A 16743-nucleotide genomic window follows, 5' to 3' on the forward strand; every position below is an offset into this window, starting at 1 on the left:
GCGTATGGAGTGGCCGATCGATGGGTCGGCCACGCATCTTCTGGGTGCCTGAAGTGCCGAAACGACCTGCTAGCGGAACGAGCGGACCATGGAGCGCATGCTGACATTTCTCAGCTTCGGCCCTGATGGCTGGGGCGATGAGATTGCGGCGGGAGTCTTGATCACGGTCTGTCTGGCGCTGGCTACCCTGCCCTTCGGACTGCTGCTGGGCTTTGCGATCTCGCTTGCTAAGCTCTCCGGCGACCGTTTCCTGAAACTTTCGGCCGATATTTTCACCACCATCTTTCGCGGCCTGCCCGAGCTTCTCACGCTGTTCCTCGTCTACTACGGGGCGCAGATCGCGCTGCAGCAGTTCCTGCGGCTCATCGGTCAGACGGGCGGCATCGAGATCAATGCCTTTGTCGCCGGCATGGCAGCGCTCGGCGTCGTGTTTGCGGCCTATGCGAGCGAGGTCTTCGTTTCCGCCTTCCGCGCCATTCCCAATGGCCAGTATGAGGGAGCTGCCGCACTCGGCTTCAACCGCAGGCATACGATGCGGCTCGTCATCCTGCCGCAGCTGATCCGGGTCGCGCTTCCCGGCCTTTCGAACCTCTGGCTGATCCTGCTCAAGGATACGTCGCTCGTCTCGGTCATCGGCCTCGCCGACATCATCCGCCAGACGGGCATTGCTGCGCGGGTGAGCAAGGAAACCTTCCTTTTCTATGCTCTCGCCTGCCTCATCTATCTCGTGCTCGCGATCCTCTCTTCCTTCGTGTTCCAGCGTATCGAACGTCGTGTCGAAACTCCGGGAATGACACGATGACGACCGCATTCAACGGCATCGCGGCCCAACCTGCGCCAGCGCCCCAAAAATCGCGGATGAGCAAGGCCCGGGTGTTGGGCCTCATCCTGCTGGCGATCTGGACCGCTTGCGCCCTCGGCATCGTCTACTTCCTGGTTTCATCCTGGAACCCGGAGCTCGTCGCGCGCTATGGCCCTAACTACGCATCCGGCCTCTGGGTAACCGTGAAGCTGGTGGTCATCTCGTTCATCGCAGGAGCCATCCTCTCCGTCCCGGTGGCAATGGGGCGGAAATCCGCAAATTCGCTCGCCCGCGGCTTGAGCTACGGCTACGTCTACTTCTTCCGGGGAACACCCCTCCTCGCCCAGACCTTCCTGATCTACTACGGGCTCGGCTCCTTCCGCCCGCAGCTTGATGCCATCGGGCTCTGGTGGTTCTTCCGCGACGCCTGGTACTGCGCGATCCTTGCCTTCACGCTGAATACCGCCGCCTATCAGGCCGAAATCCTGCGCGGCGCGATTGCCAGCGTCCCGCGAGGACAGTGGGAGGCAGCCGCAGCACTCGGTCTTTCGCGCTGGATCACCATCCGCAAGGTGATCGCGCCCCAGGCGATGCTGGTCGCGCTCAGGCCTTACGTGAACGAGCTTATCCTGCTCCTCAAGGGGTCGGCCATCGTCGCCATCATCACCGTCTTCGACCTGATGGGCGAGACGCGCCGCGCCTATGCGCGTTCGTTCGATTTTCAGACTTACATCTGGGCGGCGCTCATCTATCTTGCTCTGGTCGAGCTGCTGCGCATCGGCACGGAAAAGGCCGAACAGCGCCTCACCCGGCATATTCGGCGGGCCTGAGAGCCCCACCAAGACCAACGCTAAAGACGGACATTATTTCAATGGCAAAGGTTGCTTTTATCGGATTGGGCGTAATGGGCTACCCGATGGCCGCGCATCTGAAGAACCGCGGCGGACACGACGTCACTGTCTATAACCGCACCCAGGCCAAGGCAGCAAAGTGGGTGGAAGAGCACGGCGGCGCGATGGCCGCTACCCCGCGCGAAGCTGCTGCCGACAAGGATTTCGTCTTCTCATGCGTCGGCAACGACAATGATCTGCGCGAGGTCACGCTCGGCGAAAACGGCGCCTTTCATGCCATGAAACCGGGTTCGGTCTTCATCGACAACACCACCGCCTCCGCCGAGATCGCGCGTGAGCTTGCAGCGGAAGCGAAAGCCCGCGGCTTCGAGTTTATCGATGCGCCTGTCTCCGGCGGCCAGTCAGGCGCAGAAAACGGCGTGCTGTCGGTCATGTGCGGCGGTGACGAAGCGGTGTTCGAACGCGCCAAGCCTGTCATCGAGGCATTTGGCAGAACGGTGCGCCTGATCGGGCCATCGGGCTCCGGCCAGCTCACCAAGATGGTGAACCAGATCTGCATCGCCGGTCTCGTGCAGGGTCTTGCCGAAGGTGTTCACTTCGCCAAGAAGGCCGGACTCGACATCGACAAGGCGATGGAAGTCATCGCCGGTGGAGCTGCGGGCTCGTGGCAGCTGCAGAACCGCTACAAGACCATGTCCGAAGGCAAGTTCGACTTCGGCTTTGCCGTGGATTGGATGCGCAAGGACCTTGCCATCTGCCTCGCCGAAGCCAGCCGCAATGGAGCAAACCTGCCGGTGACGGAAATCGTCGACCAATTCTACAAGGACGTGCAGGGCATGGGCGGCAACCGCTGGGATACCTCTTCACTTATCGCGCGTCTCGATCGCTGATCGGCAACAGGCGTCTCCCAAAGCGTGCGGTTTCACTTGAACCGCTTGCGCTTCCGCGCCGCTTGTGATGGAACGGGCTTCCTCTCCATCACTGGCAGCCTCCCATGTTTGAAATCTCCGTCGAAGTCGTCCTGCTTCTCGTCATGGCAGGATTTGTGGCCGGATTCATCGATGCGATTGCCGGCGGCGGAGGGCTCATCACCGTGCCCGCATTGCTTCTTGCCGGACTGCCGCCGGTTGACGCACTGGGCACCAACAAGCTGCAGAGCCTGTTCGGCTCCGGCTCGGCGGTCATCTCCTATGCCTCGAAGGGTCATGTGGATCTGCGCAAGCAATGGCCCTCGGCGCTTGCTTCCGCGTTCGCATCGGTAGCGGGCGCCCTGCTCGCCACCGTCCTTCCGAGCAGCGTTCTCGATTTCATGCTGCCGCTGCTGCTGATCGGCATCGCCATCTACTTCCTCGTGAAGCCCAACATGAGCGACGTTGATCGCGCGCAACGCATGACGCCCTTTGTGTTCGGCATGACGCTGGTGCCACTGATCGGGTTCTATGACGGTGCCTTCGGGCCAGGCACCGGCTCGTTCTTCATGCTGGCTTTCGTTTCACTGGCGGGATTTGGCGTGCTGAAGGCAACTGCCCACACGAAGACGCTCAATTTCGCGTCCAACATCGGCGCATTCATCACCTTCACGCTGGTGGGTGCGATGCATTGGAAGATCGGACTGGTGATGGGAGCAGCACAATTTGCTGGTGCGCGTCTTGGCGCGGGACTGGCCATGAAGGGCGGCGCGAAGGTGATCAAGCCGCTGCTCGTCACCATGTGCATCCTGCTGGCAGCCAAACTGCTTCTGGAAGAACACAACCCGTTGCGCGCCTTTATTGGCCTATAATGCCGCGCGCCTCATAGATTGCCCCTCGTTCAACTTTGGCCGAGAGGCAGCCATGAAATTAAATGCACCCACACAAATAATATTTCTAGTTGCATTGGTTCTGGCAGTTGTTGCGCTGCTCGCAGTCTTTTCCATCCTGCCAGTGCTTCCGGTACAGCCGTTCTGGATCATGACCGCGGCTTTTGTTGTGTTGGCCTTGGCAACGCTCGTTCCCGGCCTATAGCCGGATCCCAGTTGCTGCTTACTGGCCGGATGCGCAGGTCCATTCGGCTTCATGTAACAGGTTCGCATCCCGTCCAACGGAAATGCGCGCATATCTTCCCATGAGTTGCCCCCAGCGTTGACCTGCAACTCTCCAGCCGCATCTCTCGCGTCGATGCTCGTGCATCCGCCTCATCGCCTGCGGCTTTGCAATCTTCAGAAAATTTCCAAAAGCTTCTGCGGCGCTAACCAGATGGTAACGCAACGCGTTTAGAAATGAGAGCACGGCGGCTGATTGAGCCACCTGCTCCGGATAAGGTCTCGCGTACCGGAGCAAGATTTGCTCTTAGAGCGTATCAGCCGTGCGGCGTTCAGCGTCAGTATGTATGAGTAAGCGAAGTGGGGCAGTCTGCCCCCCTCGCCCTCTTCTCTTTGTGGCGTGGTGCGGAATTAGTAAGCCGCAGCGTTACCCACGTTCTGACCTGCCGATTGCGTTGCATTCACGACATTGGCCGTATCCTGGCCGGCACCACGAATGGTGTTGGAGCAACCGGCTGCCAGTCCTGCAGCGAGCACAAGCATGAGAAGGCGCTGGATCATCATATTTCTCCTGGCGAATGTTTGAAGCGATACCGTCCAAACGCGCGCACTCTCAAATAGTTCACCTGCTAAAGAAAAGTGGGAACCGTTTTTCCGTCCGGAACAGCGGGAAACGTTCTGGCGAGGAATTTTCCACGCGACCTTATTCGCGTCGTTTTCGCGCTTTAACACCGGACGCAATCACGTAAAAATGCGGCGATGGAATCCTCGCCCGCCTACGAAATGATCAATATCATGCGTTCCGGTTACATTGCGGCGTTGGTGCTTCTCGCACCCGTTCCGGCTGCCGCCGACGGAGAAATTCTGAGCCTGATCACCGAAGCCGACAAGGCGCGGCTCGAGCAGTATGAGACTGCACGCGCCACCGCCCTCGATGAAGCGCGGGCGGGCGGCAACCCCGAAGACGTCGCCACGCTTGAGCAGATCCTCTCGAGGGAGCAGCTGCCCTTCTCCGGCCTTGACCTCTCCGGCTCCTGGCAATGCCGCACCATCAAGGCCGGCGGCCTCGCTTCCCTCGTCATCTATGACTGGTTCCGTTGCCGGATCACTGACGATGGTTCCGGCTGGAAGTTAACGAAGGAAACTGGTTCGCAGCGGACGATGGGGCGCTTCTTCACCGACAGCGATACGCGACTCACCTATCTCGGCTCGTTCTACGTCGCTGGCGACAAGCCCCCCCCCTATGGCTCTGGTCCCGAAACCGACCAGGTTGGCTATGCCTTCCGCAGCGGCGAGGTTGAATGGCGCATCGAATTTCCACTGCCTGCGCGTGAATCAAAACTCGATATTCTTGAATTCCGCCATGTTCCGATACCATCTGAAAGCGATCGGCGCTAAACATGGCACCGCATCAACCCAAGCGAAAATGAGTGAATGAAACTAGACGAAAGTTCTGAGGGTCTGGCACTGCCTGCGCGGGTTGCAGCCTTTCACACGAGACGTCGCCTGTCCTGCATCGTTGAGGAGCTATGTGCCCGCGCTGGACACAGCGTCAGCGTACAGGAGATCCGCGACGCACTCGGCGAGCGCAGCTTTGCGACGCTGCTCCTCTTCTTCGCGCTCCTGAACCTCCTGCCCCTGCCCCCCGGCACGACGCTGGTCCTTGGCCTGCCGCTGATGCTGGTCGCCATGCAGATGGTGAGTGGCCGCGAGGCGGTGTGGCTGCCAAATTTCCTGCTGTCGAAGTCGCTCACCGCCGAGCAGTTCCGCAAGCTTTCCGAGAAGATGCTGCCGCGCCTGCAATGGCTCGAGAGCCTCGTTCGCCCGCGTTACTGGCCCTTCGGCAACTCCAAGACGGCTGAGCGCGTGATCGGCCTTGTGGCGCTGGTGCTTGGAACGGTGGTGACCCTGCCGATCCCATTCGGGAACTGGTTTCCCGCACTTGCCTGCGCGCTCTTCGGGCTGGCGCTCGCCGAGCGTGATGGCCTTGTTCTGGTGGCCGCGAGCCTGACCGTCGTCATCTCCGTCACGATGCTGGGGCTGGTATTTGGCACCGCCGGCGTCATGGCCAGTATGGTTTTCAGCTGAGAAATGAGAAAGAGCGCCAGGTGGCGCTCTTTACGCTTGGACCTTCTGGGTCTCCGAAAACATCTCGAACGTTGCGCGGATATGATCGGCCACCGCGCGCACCGGCGCCGATGCATCTGGCGCCACCAGCATGCCGATCTGATAATTCCCCATGTCTGGCAAGCCGTCGTCTGTCGTGAGCTCGACCATGTCCGGTCCGAGGAAGGATTTCGGCAGCGGAGCCACGGCAAGGTCGGCGAGGATTGCCGCCCGCTGGCCCGCCGAAAAGGCGCTCATATAGGCAATCCGGAACTTCCGGTCGGTGCCCGCCAGCGATTGCAGCGCCGAGGCGCGCCAGGCGCAGCCCTCTTCCCAAAGGGATAGCGGCAGAGGATCGCGCAGATGCGCGCAGCCTCCCTTGGCCCCTGCCCACACGATCGGCTCACTCAAGAGAATTTCGGCCGTTGGATCCGCGGCCACGTCGGTGCAGGTCAGAAGCGTGATGTCCAGCTGCCGGCTGGCAATACGCCTGCGCAGGTTTGTGCTGACGTCGATCACCACATCAACCGCAATCGAAGGATGCGACAACGAAAAGCGCTTCAGCACGCTCGGCAGGACCCGCTCGCCATAGTCGTCGGGCGAACCCAACCGCACCACGCCGCTGATATCGGAGAGCACGAATTTCGACACCGCCTCCCGGTTGAGTGCCAAGAGCCGCCTGGCATAGGTAAGCAGGATCTCGCCATCGGCGGTCAGCGTCACGGAGCGGGCATCACGCGAGAATACCGATCGCCCCACGATCTCCTCCAGCTTCTTGATCTGCATGGAAACCGCCGAGGGTGTGCGGAACACCATATTGGCCGCGGTGGTGAAGCTTCCGGTCTCAGCGATTGCAACGAACGTACGCAGCACGTCCAGTTCGAGCAACGGCATCGGATGGTTGAAGGGTGCATTCATGATCAAACCTTCAATAAGATTGATCGATAACATAAGTTCATTGCGTTTGATTGAACGTCAAACTGCCTGCATAGTCAAGCTGCAGACCTCAAGGGATGGAGTTGAACGATGTTACTACTGACACTTACGAACCTTCTGGAGAGACACAGGCTGCGGTGGCGGCAGCGGCAGACTGAACGGATGCTGCGCAGCTTGCCTGCAGAACTGCAAAAGGACATCGGCTGGCCAACCAGCTCCAGATGGTCCTCACCCTCATCTCGTGCCAACGAGTGCTAGGGTGATTGAATGCGACCTCGCTGTAAATTCACAAACTGATACGGAGCGCTACTCGCCAGCGCTCCGTTTTTCCATGTGCCACTGAGAGTGATCTACTGCTGCCACTGCAGCATGCGGCCCTGCCAGCGCTTCTCGCCCACCAGGCAATCATAAGGCGCCCTGGCCTGAATCCTGATCACCTTCGCCTCACCAAGATCCATCCCATTGTCCGCCAGCTCGATCACGAGCTTCCGGCGCACCGCTTCCGCGAACTGCGACCAGTCATTGACTGGAATGGTGAACGCCCCCGGGCCACCCACAACACACTCGCTGTAATAGACGTCGAGCTCTTCCACATCATAGCTGGAGCTGTAGCCGGACGACGTCATGAGAGGCAGGCCATTGATGGTGATGCCATTGTTCACCAGCTTGTCCCGAGCATCTGCGACAGGTCGGCCCTGGTTGTTCGGACCGTCACCTGAAATATCAAGAACGCGGCGTAACCCCTTGTAGGGGCTCTCGGCGAACAGATCGCCTGCAAAGTCCAGCGCACCGGAGATAGACGTGCGTCGTGCGCTGTTTGACGGATCGACCGACAGGCGATCAGCCACCTTCTTTGCATCCTCCGCCGAACTGATGGAGGTCCAGGGCACTACAACACGCTGGGAGAAACTGCCGGCCCATTCGAAATAGGCAAGCGCGATGCGACCGTAGACTCCGTCGTGGATCGCCTTCAGAACGGTTTCATGCTGAAGCGCCTCGGCATAGCCGCGACGCTGGATCTCGAGTTCGGTGGGCGACATGGAAAGGGAAACGTCGACGGCCAGAATGATCTCTACATCGACCTCTTCCTGAGCCTGTCCCAGGGAAGGCATCAGCAAAACACCAGTCAGCACTACGGCTTGAAATGCGCGACTTATCCACCTCATGCAGGAAATTGTAGGCGCATCCCGGGCTGTGACAATAAACACGTAAAAGAAAATCCTGCCCGGATGATCACTTTTTTGGCACTAAGCCTTGGCGGGCAGGCATTTGCCGCCCCCGAGAAGGGCGGCAAGACCGTTTTATTTGTCCCTCATATCAAGCGGGAGAGTATTCCGAACAAGCTTTACTGCGCTGCCGGTGTTTCAGCGGCCGGTGCATCCGTCGTAACGTGATCCGGCGCCATCCGGTGATCGCGGAACTGACCGAAGTGAGGAGCACCACGGCCCTCCCAACGTCCATGCTTCTGGTCGGCGCCCATGTGGCGTGGTCCCATATGTCCCGGTCCCATGCCCTTGCCCATGACGCGGTGGGCGCGACGCAGCTCTTCCGGGCTCACCTTGCCGTCGTCATTGGTGTCGAGCAGGGCGAGATGCTTCTCGTTCTGGCGTTCCAGCTCCGCAATGGTCACCTTGCCATCACCATCCACGTCGAGACGGCGGGACATTGCACGGGCACGACGTTCGAACTCGCGCTTCTGGATGAAGGCCACAAGCTCTTCCTGGGAAAGCTCACCGTCACCATTGGCGTCGGCCGTCTTCAGCGCATCGATGCGACGCTTGCCGAATTCTTCAGGCGTGATGAACCCGTCCTTGTCTGCATCGATCCGGCCAAAACCACGGCTCTTCTGGGACTGGGCAGCTGCGTGCTTCTCCGCGGGGGCAGTCTGTTCCTGCGCCATCGCCAGCGGGCCGGCAACAACGGAAATGGCTACAGCCGACAAGAGGATTTTGCGTAGCATGTCTTTCTCCAAGTAGTCTCGCCGAGAGGTTCGGCTTGTCATGTCCCTATGTGACCTTTGTAGCGGTCCGAACATTACCGAGACGTGGCCAGATCATTACAATCGTGTAAGATAACAGGCAGTTCGCATAACGACTCCGTAAGCGCAGGCAGCCTTTGTCTTGACATTGACCTGCCCTATCGGCCACCCATCAACAGATAGCGTAGTTTTAAGAGAGCATCTGATCATGCCCAAGCTTTCCAATCGTATCACCGGCATCATGCCTTCCGGAAAGGACGGATGGGAAGTCCACTTCGCGGCCCTCACCCGTAAGCAGGCGGGCGAGCCGATCCTGATGCTTTCCGTTGGCGACCACGACTTCGACACGCCGGAAGGAACGGTGGATGCCTGCATCGATGCGCTGCGCTCCGGGAAACATCACTATATCCAGCTTCCGGGCCTGCCGCGTCTGCGCAGCGCGCTTGCGAAGATGACGGAAGAATGCACCCGCACCGAGACGGCGGCTGAGGAGATCATCGTCACCCAGGGTGGCCAGGGCGCGCTGTTCGCAGCCTGCCAGGCAACGCTGGACGTGGGCGATCACGCGATTGTCGTCGCGCCCTATTACGCCACCTACCCGGGCACAATACGGGCAGCGGGCGCGACGCTGACGGAAGTTACCGCGCGGCCCGAGCTTGGCTTTGCTCCCGATCCGAAGGACATCGAAGCAGCAATCCGTCCCGAGACGCGTCTGCTGATGATCAACTCGCCCAACAACCCGACGGGCGCCGTCTATTCACGCGAAATGATCGAGGCCATTGCCGACATCTGCCGCCGGCACGACCTGTGGCTCCTCTCCGATGAAGTCTACTGGACACTGGCTGCAGGCCGCGAGCACGTCTCCCCACGGTCGCTGCCCGGCATGAAGGAGCGCACGCTGGTCGTGAACTCGCTGTCGAAGAGCCACGGCATGACGGGCTGGCGTCTCGGCTGGCTCACCGCACCTGCGGAAGTCATCCTGAAGCTGATCAACCTCAACATCGTGTCGAGCTACGGCATGGCCGATTTCATCTCGCACGCTGCCGTGGCAGCGGTCGAGAAGCGCTATGGCGTGGATGAGATTGCAGACCGCTACAAGGCGCGCCGCAAGATTTTCATGGACGCGCTGGAGGGTGCTGAAAACATCGTCATCCGTGGTTCGGAAGGCGCGATGTATGTGATGCTCGACGTATCAGCGATCGAGCCGGATGCGGAAACCTTCGCCTGGGCGCTGCTCGATGCAGAGCAGATCGCAGCTCTGCCGGGAACGAGCTTCGGCGAGGCCGCGCAGGGACACCTGCGCTTCTCCATGTGCCAGGAGGAGCACCTGCTCAAGACGGCTGCGGAGCGTATCCGCCGTTTCGCAAAGAACTATGTAAGGCGCGCCGATGCCGCTGAGTAAGGCATCCCGAGCGTCAGGGTAAACCTGACGCTCAATCTCTCAGGATGCGCATGGAGTCGAAGCGCTCGAAACGCGACTCGGCCACGCACGTGTAGCCGATGCGGCAGGACTGGCCATCCCCGGTGTCGACCCATGCATCCTTGATATCGAGGCCGGTCGGGCAATACATCTGATCCGCCACGTAGCGGTCGTAAGTATGCGGCCCAGTGGTCAGCACGATTCCGCCCTCTTGCTCGACCAGCATTTTGGCCTGGTCGCACGTCATGCTGCGAACATCCGGCCGTCGCACCTGCTGGGCCTCTGCCATTGAGATGCCTGTCACAAGCGCAGCCATCGCCAACGCGCCAACCTTAAACTTACGCATTTCTCCGCCTCCACACGCAAAATTCCCCGCGCTCGGGAACCAAACGCGGAATGCTGCATTATGATCCGTTAGGCCTGTGAAAAGGCTCCTAACTCCCCAGAGGTTCTTCCAACCAGAGCGCGATGTCAGATCCAGTTCAACCTATTTCAGCACTCGACTTTTCTACCTTTCATCCAGAACGAACAGCATTTTTTCTCGATTTTGACGGTACGCTCGCGCCGATTGTTGAACATCCGGACGCCGTTTCAGTTCCCATTCAGACCATGAACGCCATTGCCAGCCTGGCGAAGACCAGCGCATTGGCGATCGTCACGGGCCGACGCATCGATGATATCGACCGCTTCCTCTCTCCGCTGGAGCTTCCGGTTGCTGGTGTCCATGGGCTGGAGAGACGAAGTGCCGATGGCGTAATTCACGGGGTGCCAATCAACGAAGAAGCGTTGAAGGACGTCTCCGAGCAACTCTCACAATTCGTGATCCGCAATCCCGGCCTCATCCTTGAGCCAAAGCGCGGCTCCATCGCGCTTCACTTCCGCCAGCGCCCGGATCTGGCTGACGAGTGCGTTGCTCAGGTCGCAACGAGCACGGCTCCTTACCCGGACCTGCATGTGCTCCCCGGCAAGATGGTGCTTGAGGTAAAGGCCGGCAGCGCCTCCAAGGGAGCGGCCATCCGCGCCTTCATGCAGGAAGCGCCCTTTGCCGGAAAGCAGCCCTTCTTTGTCGGAGATGATGTGACGGACGAGGAAGCTTTTCCCATTGTCCGCCAATCGGGCGGGGTGACCGTGCGCATCGGCGAAGGCGCCACCGCAGCCATGTACCGCGCGTCCGGCCCGGAAGAACTTTCCGAGTGGCTAACCGCCCTCGCCCAGACTTTTCCAAAACCTGAAGCATAGGAGATCAAGCGACATTCATGAGCAAGAGCAGAGAACGTCACGCTCGATGGAACAGGTTGTCATCCATGACATTTCGGCTGTCGGATCATGCTGATCCTAGGGAGATCGTTCGATGAACAGACTAGTGATCGTCTCGAACCGCGTTGCGGATCTATCAAGCTCGGCGCAGGCCGGTGGCCTGGCTGTCGGTGTGGGCGATGCCTTGCGCCAGCGCGGTGGCGTCTGGCTCGGCTGGGATGGGCAGACGCTGAAGTATGAAGAGCCTCCAGAACCGCGTATCCGAAAAATCGGTCCGGTCACACAGGCAACGATCCCGCTGACCCAGCAGGACTACGAAGAATTTTATCTGGGGTTCTCGAACAGCGTTCTCTGGCCGCTCTTTCACTACCGGCTCGATCTTGTTGATTATAAATCCGATTTCCTCGATGGCTATCGCCGTGTGAACGGCAAGTTCGCCGATGCACTGCTCACCGTCCTGCAGCCGGATGACGTCATCTGGATCCACGATTATCATCTGATCCCGCTTGCCTCGGAGCTGCGCCAGCGCGGCTGCACCCAGCGGATCGGCTTCTTCCTCCACATCCCCTTCCCGCCACCGGAGATCATGGCTGCCGTTCCGAAGCATCGCTGGCTGGTTGAATCCCTGCTCGACTTCGACGTCATCGGCTTCCAGACAAACACCGACCTCGGCAATCTGCAGCACTACGTGGAAGACCAGCTCGGCTACCAGATGAATGGCAACCGCATAAAGATCGACGATCGCGAGGTCATCGCCGGCTGCTTCCCCATCGGCATTGACGTCGACGCCTTCAACCAGATGGCGCAGCAGGGCAACGAGGAGGTGCAGATCGAAATGCACCGTCGCCGCGTTCTGGGCCGTCAACAGATCATTGGCGTCGATCGGCTCGACTACACCAAGGGCCTACCGGACCGCCTGCGCGCCTTCGGCCGTCTGCTCGAGCTCTTTCCGGAGCTGCGCAAGAACGTCGCCCTCATGCAGATCGCGACGCCAACGCGCGAAGAGGTGGAAGCCTATGTCGAGATCCGCAAGGAGCTCGAGGCGCTTTCAGGCGCGATCAACGGTCGGTTCGCAGACTTCAACTGGACGCCTGTGCGCTACATGTACGGCACCGTCCCGCGTGATGCGCTGGCAGCGCTCTTCCGCGCAAGCCAGGTGGGCTTTGTGACGCCCCTGCGCGACGGCATGAACCTGGTCGCTAAGGAGTACGTCGCAGCTCAGTCTATCGACAATCCGGGGGTTCTGGTGCTGTCCAAGTTTGCCGGCGCTGCTGAAGAATTGCGTGAAGCTTTGATCGTAAACCCTTATGATAGCGATGATATGGCTCGCACGCTATGCCATGCGTTGACGATGCCGCTTGGTGAGCGGCAGGAACGCCAGCAGGCTCTCATCGATCGCATCCGCAAGAAGGATGCACGTTGGTGGCTCAACACCTTCATGGACGCGCTGGAGAACAACCAGTACACGCCAGCGAACTGTTAAAGCAAAACGGCCCTGCAAGCGAATGCCTGCAGGGCCGTTTTTATGAATGCTAGGAGCAGCTTAGCCGCGCAGGATCGAGCGTCCTGCGAAGCGGGCCTGACGGCCGAGTTCCTGCTCGATACGCAGCAGCTGGTTGTACTTGGCGAGCCGATCCGAACGGGCCAGCGAGCCGGTCTTGATCTGTCCGCAGTTCGTCGCAACCGCGAGATCGGCGATCGTCGAATCTTCGGTCTCGCCCGAACGGTGCGACATGACCGCCGTGTAGGACGCGCGGTGCGCGATGGAAACGGCGTCAAGCGTCTCGCTCAGCGTGCCGATCTGGTTGACCTTCACGAGGATCGAGTTGGCGATGCCCATGCGGATGCCGTCGGTCAGACGCGCGGAGTTCGTCACGAACAGGTCGTCACCAACCAGCTGGCACTTGGAGCCGACGAGGTCCGTCAGCTGCTTCCAGCCGTCGAAATCATCTTCGGCCATGCCGTCTTCGATGGAGATGATCGGATAACCGTCCACCAGCTTCGCGAGGTACTCTGCCTGAGCGGCGCCGTCGCGGGAAACGCCTTCACCTTCATAATTGTACGCACCGTTCTTGAAGAACTCCGTCGACGCGCAATCGAGTGCGATGTAGACGTCTTCGCCTGGCTTGAACCCGGCCTTCTCGACCGACTTCATGATGAAGTCCAGGGCTTCCTCAGCACTCTTCAGGTTCGGAGCGAAACCGCCCTCGTCACCGACGTTTGTGTTGTGGCCGGCAGCCTTGAGTGCGGACTTCAGCGTGTGGAACACTTCCGCACCGACACGCAGGGACTCGCTGAAGCTCTCAGCGCCGACCGGCATGATCATGAATTCCTGGAAGTCGATGGGGTTGTCGGCATGCGCGCCGCCGTTCAGGATGTTCATCATCGGAACTGGCAGAACGTGGGCCGAAGCGCCGCCAACGTAGCGGTAGAGCGGCAGGCCGGCGGACTGGGCGGCAGCCTTTGCAACCGCGAGCGAAACGCCGAGGATCGCATTCGCGCCAAGGCGGCTCTTGTTCGGCGTACCGTCGAGCTCGATCAGCGTCTCGTCGATGTGAAGCTGCTGCTCGGCTTCCATGCCGCCCAGCGCTTCAAAAATTTCGCCGTTAACGGCATCAACAGCGCCCTGCACGCCCTTGCCAAGATAGCGCGGACCGCCATCGCGCAGCTCAACAGCTTCGTGTGCGCCTGTGGACGCACCCGACGGAACCGCTGCACGTCCGAAGGAACCATCCTCCAGAACGACATCGACTTCTACGGTCGGGTTGCCGCGGCTGTCGAGAATTTCACGGCCGATGATATCGACGATGGCAGTCATGTAGTGTCCTCCGGGTTGGAAGAAGTTGGAGATTTGCGCCTCTCTTACCCTACGAGCCAGAAAACACAATGCGCCGGAAAGGCGATGCCGGAGGTAAACCGATTATATGGAAGCGATTTTAACACCTAACGCTTTTCAGGCGGCGGAAGTCCGCGTGAGGCGCGGGAAAACGCCCTGTATTCGTGCCACGGTCGCCACGGCTCATCGATCGCCTGCACCAGCCGGGGGCCACTGCCCCGCTCTGAAAGATAAATGGCAGCCGATCCTCTCCGCGCCAGATCTCGCCCCGTCAGCACCACGGCTGTCTGATTGTCTCCGCAAGGATGTTCGACAGTCGCATCCTCCACGACGATAATCGCCGCCTGGGTGCAATACGGCGTCACCGAGCCTGCCTTCTGCGCCTGCACGATGAGTGCTCCCGTGTCGTGCCGTGCAAGGCAGACACCCTCTTCGCAGATGAAGCGATCGGAAGCTGTTGTGGCATCCACAGAACCCTTCTGCGGGGTGACCACTGTTTCGGAGGCCAGCGCCCGCTTCCAGTCATCGATAGCAATGCCCGATGGTCGCGGGCGGTTCACCGCCAGTGTGCCGCCCTCCCCACGGATGGCCACCAGACGCGCATCCTCCGTGATCATCACATCCGGGAAGCTACGTTCCATCACCGCGGCAAATCCAAAGGCTGCAAGCGGCAATGCCAGGAGCCGCAGACGCGTCGTCGACCCGACCAGCACGAGCAACGCGGCCGTGAACCACAGCATCCCGCCTAGCGGGAGCAGGCCCACCGCATCCACGGGCGTCCTCTCGGAAAACCAGGTCGCCACATCCACCATGACGCTTATGCCCCATTGCATGGTTTTCAGGAAGAAGCCTTCGAGCCCAAAAGGCAGCGCAAGAATGGCCAGCACCGCACAAGGCATGACCACCGCCGAAATCGCAGGCATCGCAACCAGATTGCTTGGCAAGGATAAAGGTGTCGCGCGCTGGAAATGCCAGATGCCATAGATCGCCGTCGCCGTTCCCGCGATGATTGATGTGAGCGCAAGCCCACCCACGGCCGCCAGCATATAGCGAGCAAGCTTCGCGGCGACGTGGCTAGAAGGGGGTGTACGGTTCGCTAGTCGGCTGCTGCGCCACTCGGTCCAGGCGGCATAGCCTGCAACCAGCGCCGCCGTGGCCGCAAAAGACATCTGGAAGCTTGGTCCGATAACCTCGTGCGGCGCGACGATCAGGATGACCGTCGCTGCAATGGCAACGTTGCGCATGGAGATTGCCGCCCGGTCGAAGAGGGTCGCAACAAGCATGACGGCCAGCATGAAATAGCTCCGCTGCGCAGCCACATCAGCCCCGGAGAGAGACAGATAAAGCGTGCAGAAGAGAAGCGCGGCCAACGACGCAAACTTCTTGACCGGGAAGCTTGAAGAAAACACCGGAAACAAGGCGCAGCCGAAGCGGATCATCAGCATGACGGTTCCGGCGACGAGCGCCATGTGCAGACCGGAGATGGAGAGCACATGCGCAAGTCCGGACCGCCGCAGCGCCTCGTTCATCTCTTCCGGAATGCCTGCGCGATAGCCGGTGATGAGTGCGACGGCGACTTCCCCTTCGGGTCCTGACACGTGCTGCCTGATGCGGTCAGCCAGCGCTTCCCGGATAGACTCCAACGTGCGCATCGGCCGCTCCAAGATTGTCGGCGGCTGATCATCCGCCACTGGAACAACGTCGGTGAGAAAAAACCCGGTTGCACCCAGCCCGCTGAAATAATTCCCGAAGGCAAAATCATAGCCGCCGGGACGAACCGGCCCCGATGGCTGCAAAAGGCGCGCAAACCCTTCCACCACATCACCGGATCGCAAATTCTCCGGGATCTTGCGCGCCGTTATCCGGACTCGCTCCGGCGCATAGCGAAGCGTCGGACGCTCCGTCTTCATCACGTCGAGCGTCAGCCGCACACGCCCGGTAGCCTGATGCTCGATTCGAACGACGCGGCCTGTGATGCGCGTCGCAATATCCGACCCAAGCATGGGCGTCGACGCGCGCCAGACCTCCATCTTGGCGGATGTGCTTCCGAGAACGACAGTCAGGAGTGCAGCAAGAACGAAGAAGAGTAGTGACCGCTGCCGCGCCAGCCAGACCAGAATGCCAAGGCATGCGGCGGTCGAGACTAGCGCAATTGCGCCGGGCTCTTCCGGCAGCGCATAGTAGAGCACGGCCCCTGCGCCAAGAAATACCGGCAGACAAAGAAAGCCTGCGCCGCGCGCCAGTTCCGTCGCACATTGTTCCTTGAGCCAGGCGTGTGTCCTGGCGGCCCGTTCTATGGCCCAGGGGCGAAGTTGAACCGATGGGCGGGTAGCAGGCAGGTCGACACCCTGCGAAGCCCGTGGAACGAGGACGCTGGCGTGTTCCGATAGTTCGGCCTGCGCGAACTGAGCGCGCTCATCGACGGCCGGACCGGACAGGTTTATGCTCATGTTCGGTCCCCCCAAGGCCCGACAGGCTTGCACCCTCTGATACCTATGGTACATGACGGGCCAACAATTTCTACCCTCGCGCCTCGC

Annotated in this window: 16 protein-coding genes; 9 read left to right on the top strand and 7 right to left on the bottom strand. The window is 60.3% G+C overall.

Going from position 1 to position 16743, the window contains the following annotated elements:
- The first annotated feature begins 88 nt into the window (after positions 1-88).
- The 4 genes from IEX27_RS02880 to IEX27_RS02895 all read left to right on the top strand — a co-directional run bounded on the left by IEX27_RS02880 (position 89) and on the right by IEX27_RS02895 (position 3433).
- Entirely contained in the window at positions 89-802 is a 714-nt protein-coding gene (locus tag IEX27_RS02880; RefSeq protein WP_188719411.1) for an ABC transporter permease, read from the top strand.
- On the top strand, positions 799-1632 hold the full coding sequence (locus tag IEX27_RS02885) for an ABC transporter permease (RefSeq protein ID WP_188719412.1): 834 nt from the start codon (positions 799-801) through the stop codon (positions 1630-1632). Before IEX27_RS02880 ends, IEX27_RS02885 begins: the two co-directional genes overlap by 4 nt.
- A 41-nt stretch (positions 1633-1673) precedes the next feature.
- Positions 1674-2543 carry an NAD(P)-dependent oxidoreductase gene (locus tag IEX27_RS02890; protein WP_188719413.1) on the top strand — a complete coding sequence of 290 codons (870 nt, stop codon included), beginning with the start codon at positions 1674-1676 and terminating at the stop codon, positions 2541-2543.
- Between the two features lie 104 nt (positions 2544-2647).
- Complete coding sequence (locus tag IEX27_RS02895; RefSeq protein ID WP_188719414.1) at positions 2648-3433, top strand: TSUP family transporter; 786 nt, start codon at positions 2648-2650, stop codon at positions 3431-3433.
- Between the two features lie 651 nt (positions 3434-4084).
- Here IEX27_RS02895 and IEX27_RS02900 read toward each other — a convergent pair.
- Positions 4085-4216: an entericidin domain-containing protein gene (locus tag IEX27_RS02900; RefSeq protein ID WP_373869857.1), complete on the bottom strand. Its 132-nt coding sequence runs from the start codon at positions 4214-4216 to the stop codon at positions 4085-4087.
- 216 nt (positions 4217-4432) lie between these two features.
- On the opposite strand from IEX27_RS02900, the gene IEX27_RS02905 reads away from it, so the two are divergent.
- Both IEX27_RS02905 and IEX27_RS02910 read left to right on the top strand, forming a co-directional pair.
- On the top strand, positions 4433-5071 hold the full coding sequence (locus IEX27_RS02905; RefSeq protein WP_373869851.1) for a DUF4893 domain-containing protein: 639 nt from the start codon (positions 4433-4435) through the stop codon (positions 5069-5071).
- A gap of 36 nt (positions 5072-5107) precedes the next feature.
- A complete protein-coding gene (locus IEX27_RS02910; protein WP_188719416.1) occupies positions 5108-5761 on the top strand; it encodes an exopolysaccharide biosynthesis protein in 654 nt (217 codons plus the stop codon).
- Between the two features lie 30 nt (positions 5762-5791).
- Here the strand turns inward: IEX27_RS02910 and IEX27_RS02915 are convergent, their stop codons facing one another.
- From IEX27_RS02915 to IEX27_RS02925, 3 genes are all read right to left on the bottom strand, one after another.
- Positions 5792-6697: a LysR family transcriptional regulator gene (locus tag IEX27_RS02915; protein ID WP_188719417.1), complete on the bottom strand. Its 906-nt coding sequence runs from the start codon at positions 6695-6697 to the stop codon at positions 5792-5794.
- Positions 6698-7065: 368 nt separating this feature from the next.
- Positions 7066-7827: a DUF1194 domain-containing protein gene (locus IEX27_RS02920; RefSeq protein ID WP_308642597.1), complete on the bottom strand. Its 762-nt coding sequence runs from the start codon at positions 7825-7827 to the stop codon at positions 7066-7068.
- Positions 7828-8060: 233 nt separating this feature from the next.
- The gene (locus IEX27_RS02925) at positions 8061-8675 is read right to left on the bottom strand and encodes an EF-hand domain-containing protein (RefSeq protein ID WP_188719419.1); all 615 of its coding nucleotides are present in this window, start codon (positions 8673-8675) and stop codon (positions 8061-8063) included.
- Between the two features lie 226 nt (positions 8676-8901).
- On the opposite strand from IEX27_RS02925, the gene IEX27_RS02930 reads away from it, so the two are divergent.
- Positions 8902-10095, top strand: a complete 1194-nt coding sequence (locus tag IEX27_RS02930) for a pyridoxal phosphate-dependent aminotransferase (RefSeq protein ID WP_188719420.1) — start codon at positions 8902-8904, stop codon at positions 10093-10095.
- A gap of 31 nt (positions 10096-10126) precedes the next feature.
- On the opposite strand, the gene IEX27_RS02935 is transcribed toward IEX27_RS02930, so the two are convergent.
- Positions 10127-10459 (bottom strand): hypothetical protein, encoded by a 333-nt coding sequence (locus tag IEX27_RS02935; protein ID WP_188719421.1) that lies wholly within the window; start codon positions 10457-10459, stop codon positions 10127-10129.
- A gap of 122 nt (positions 10460-10581) precedes the next feature.
- Between IEX27_RS02935 and otsB the strand changes: the two genes are divergently transcribed.
- Entirely contained in the window at positions 10582-11352 is a 771-nt protein-coding gene (gene otsB / locus IEX27_RS02940) for a trehalose-phosphatase (protein ID WP_188719422.1), read from the top strand.
- Between the two features lie 112 nt (positions 11353-11464).
- Complete coding sequence (gene otsA, locus IEX27_RS02945; protein WP_188719423.1) at positions 11465-12853, top strand: alpha,alpha-trehalose-phosphate synthase (UDP-forming); 1389 nt, start codon at positions 11465-11467, stop codon at positions 12851-12853.
- A gap of 60 nt (positions 12854-12913) precedes the next feature.
- On the opposite strand, the gene eno is transcribed toward otsA, so the two are convergent.
- Both eno and IEX27_RS02955 read right to left on the bottom strand, forming a co-directional pair.
- A complete protein-coding gene (gene eno, locus IEX27_RS02950) occupies positions 12914-14188 on the bottom strand; it encodes a phosphopyruvate hydratase (protein ID WP_188719424.1) in 1275 nt (424 codons plus the stop codon).
- A gap of 125 nt (positions 14189-14313) precedes the next feature.
- Positions 14314-16656 carry a ComEC/Rec2 family competence protein gene (locus IEX27_RS02955; RefSeq protein ID WP_188719425.1) on the bottom strand — a complete coding sequence of 781 codons (2343 nt, stop codon included), beginning with the start codon at positions 16654-16656 and terminating at the stop codon, positions 14314-14316.
- Positions 16657-16743 lie beyond the last annotated feature (87 nt).

This window comes from Nitratireductor aestuarii (genome assembly GCF_014641695.1).
GTDB classification, from domain to species: Bacteria; Pseudomonadota; Alphaproteobacteria; order Rhizobiales; family Rhizobiaceae; genus Chelativorans; species Chelativorans aestuarii.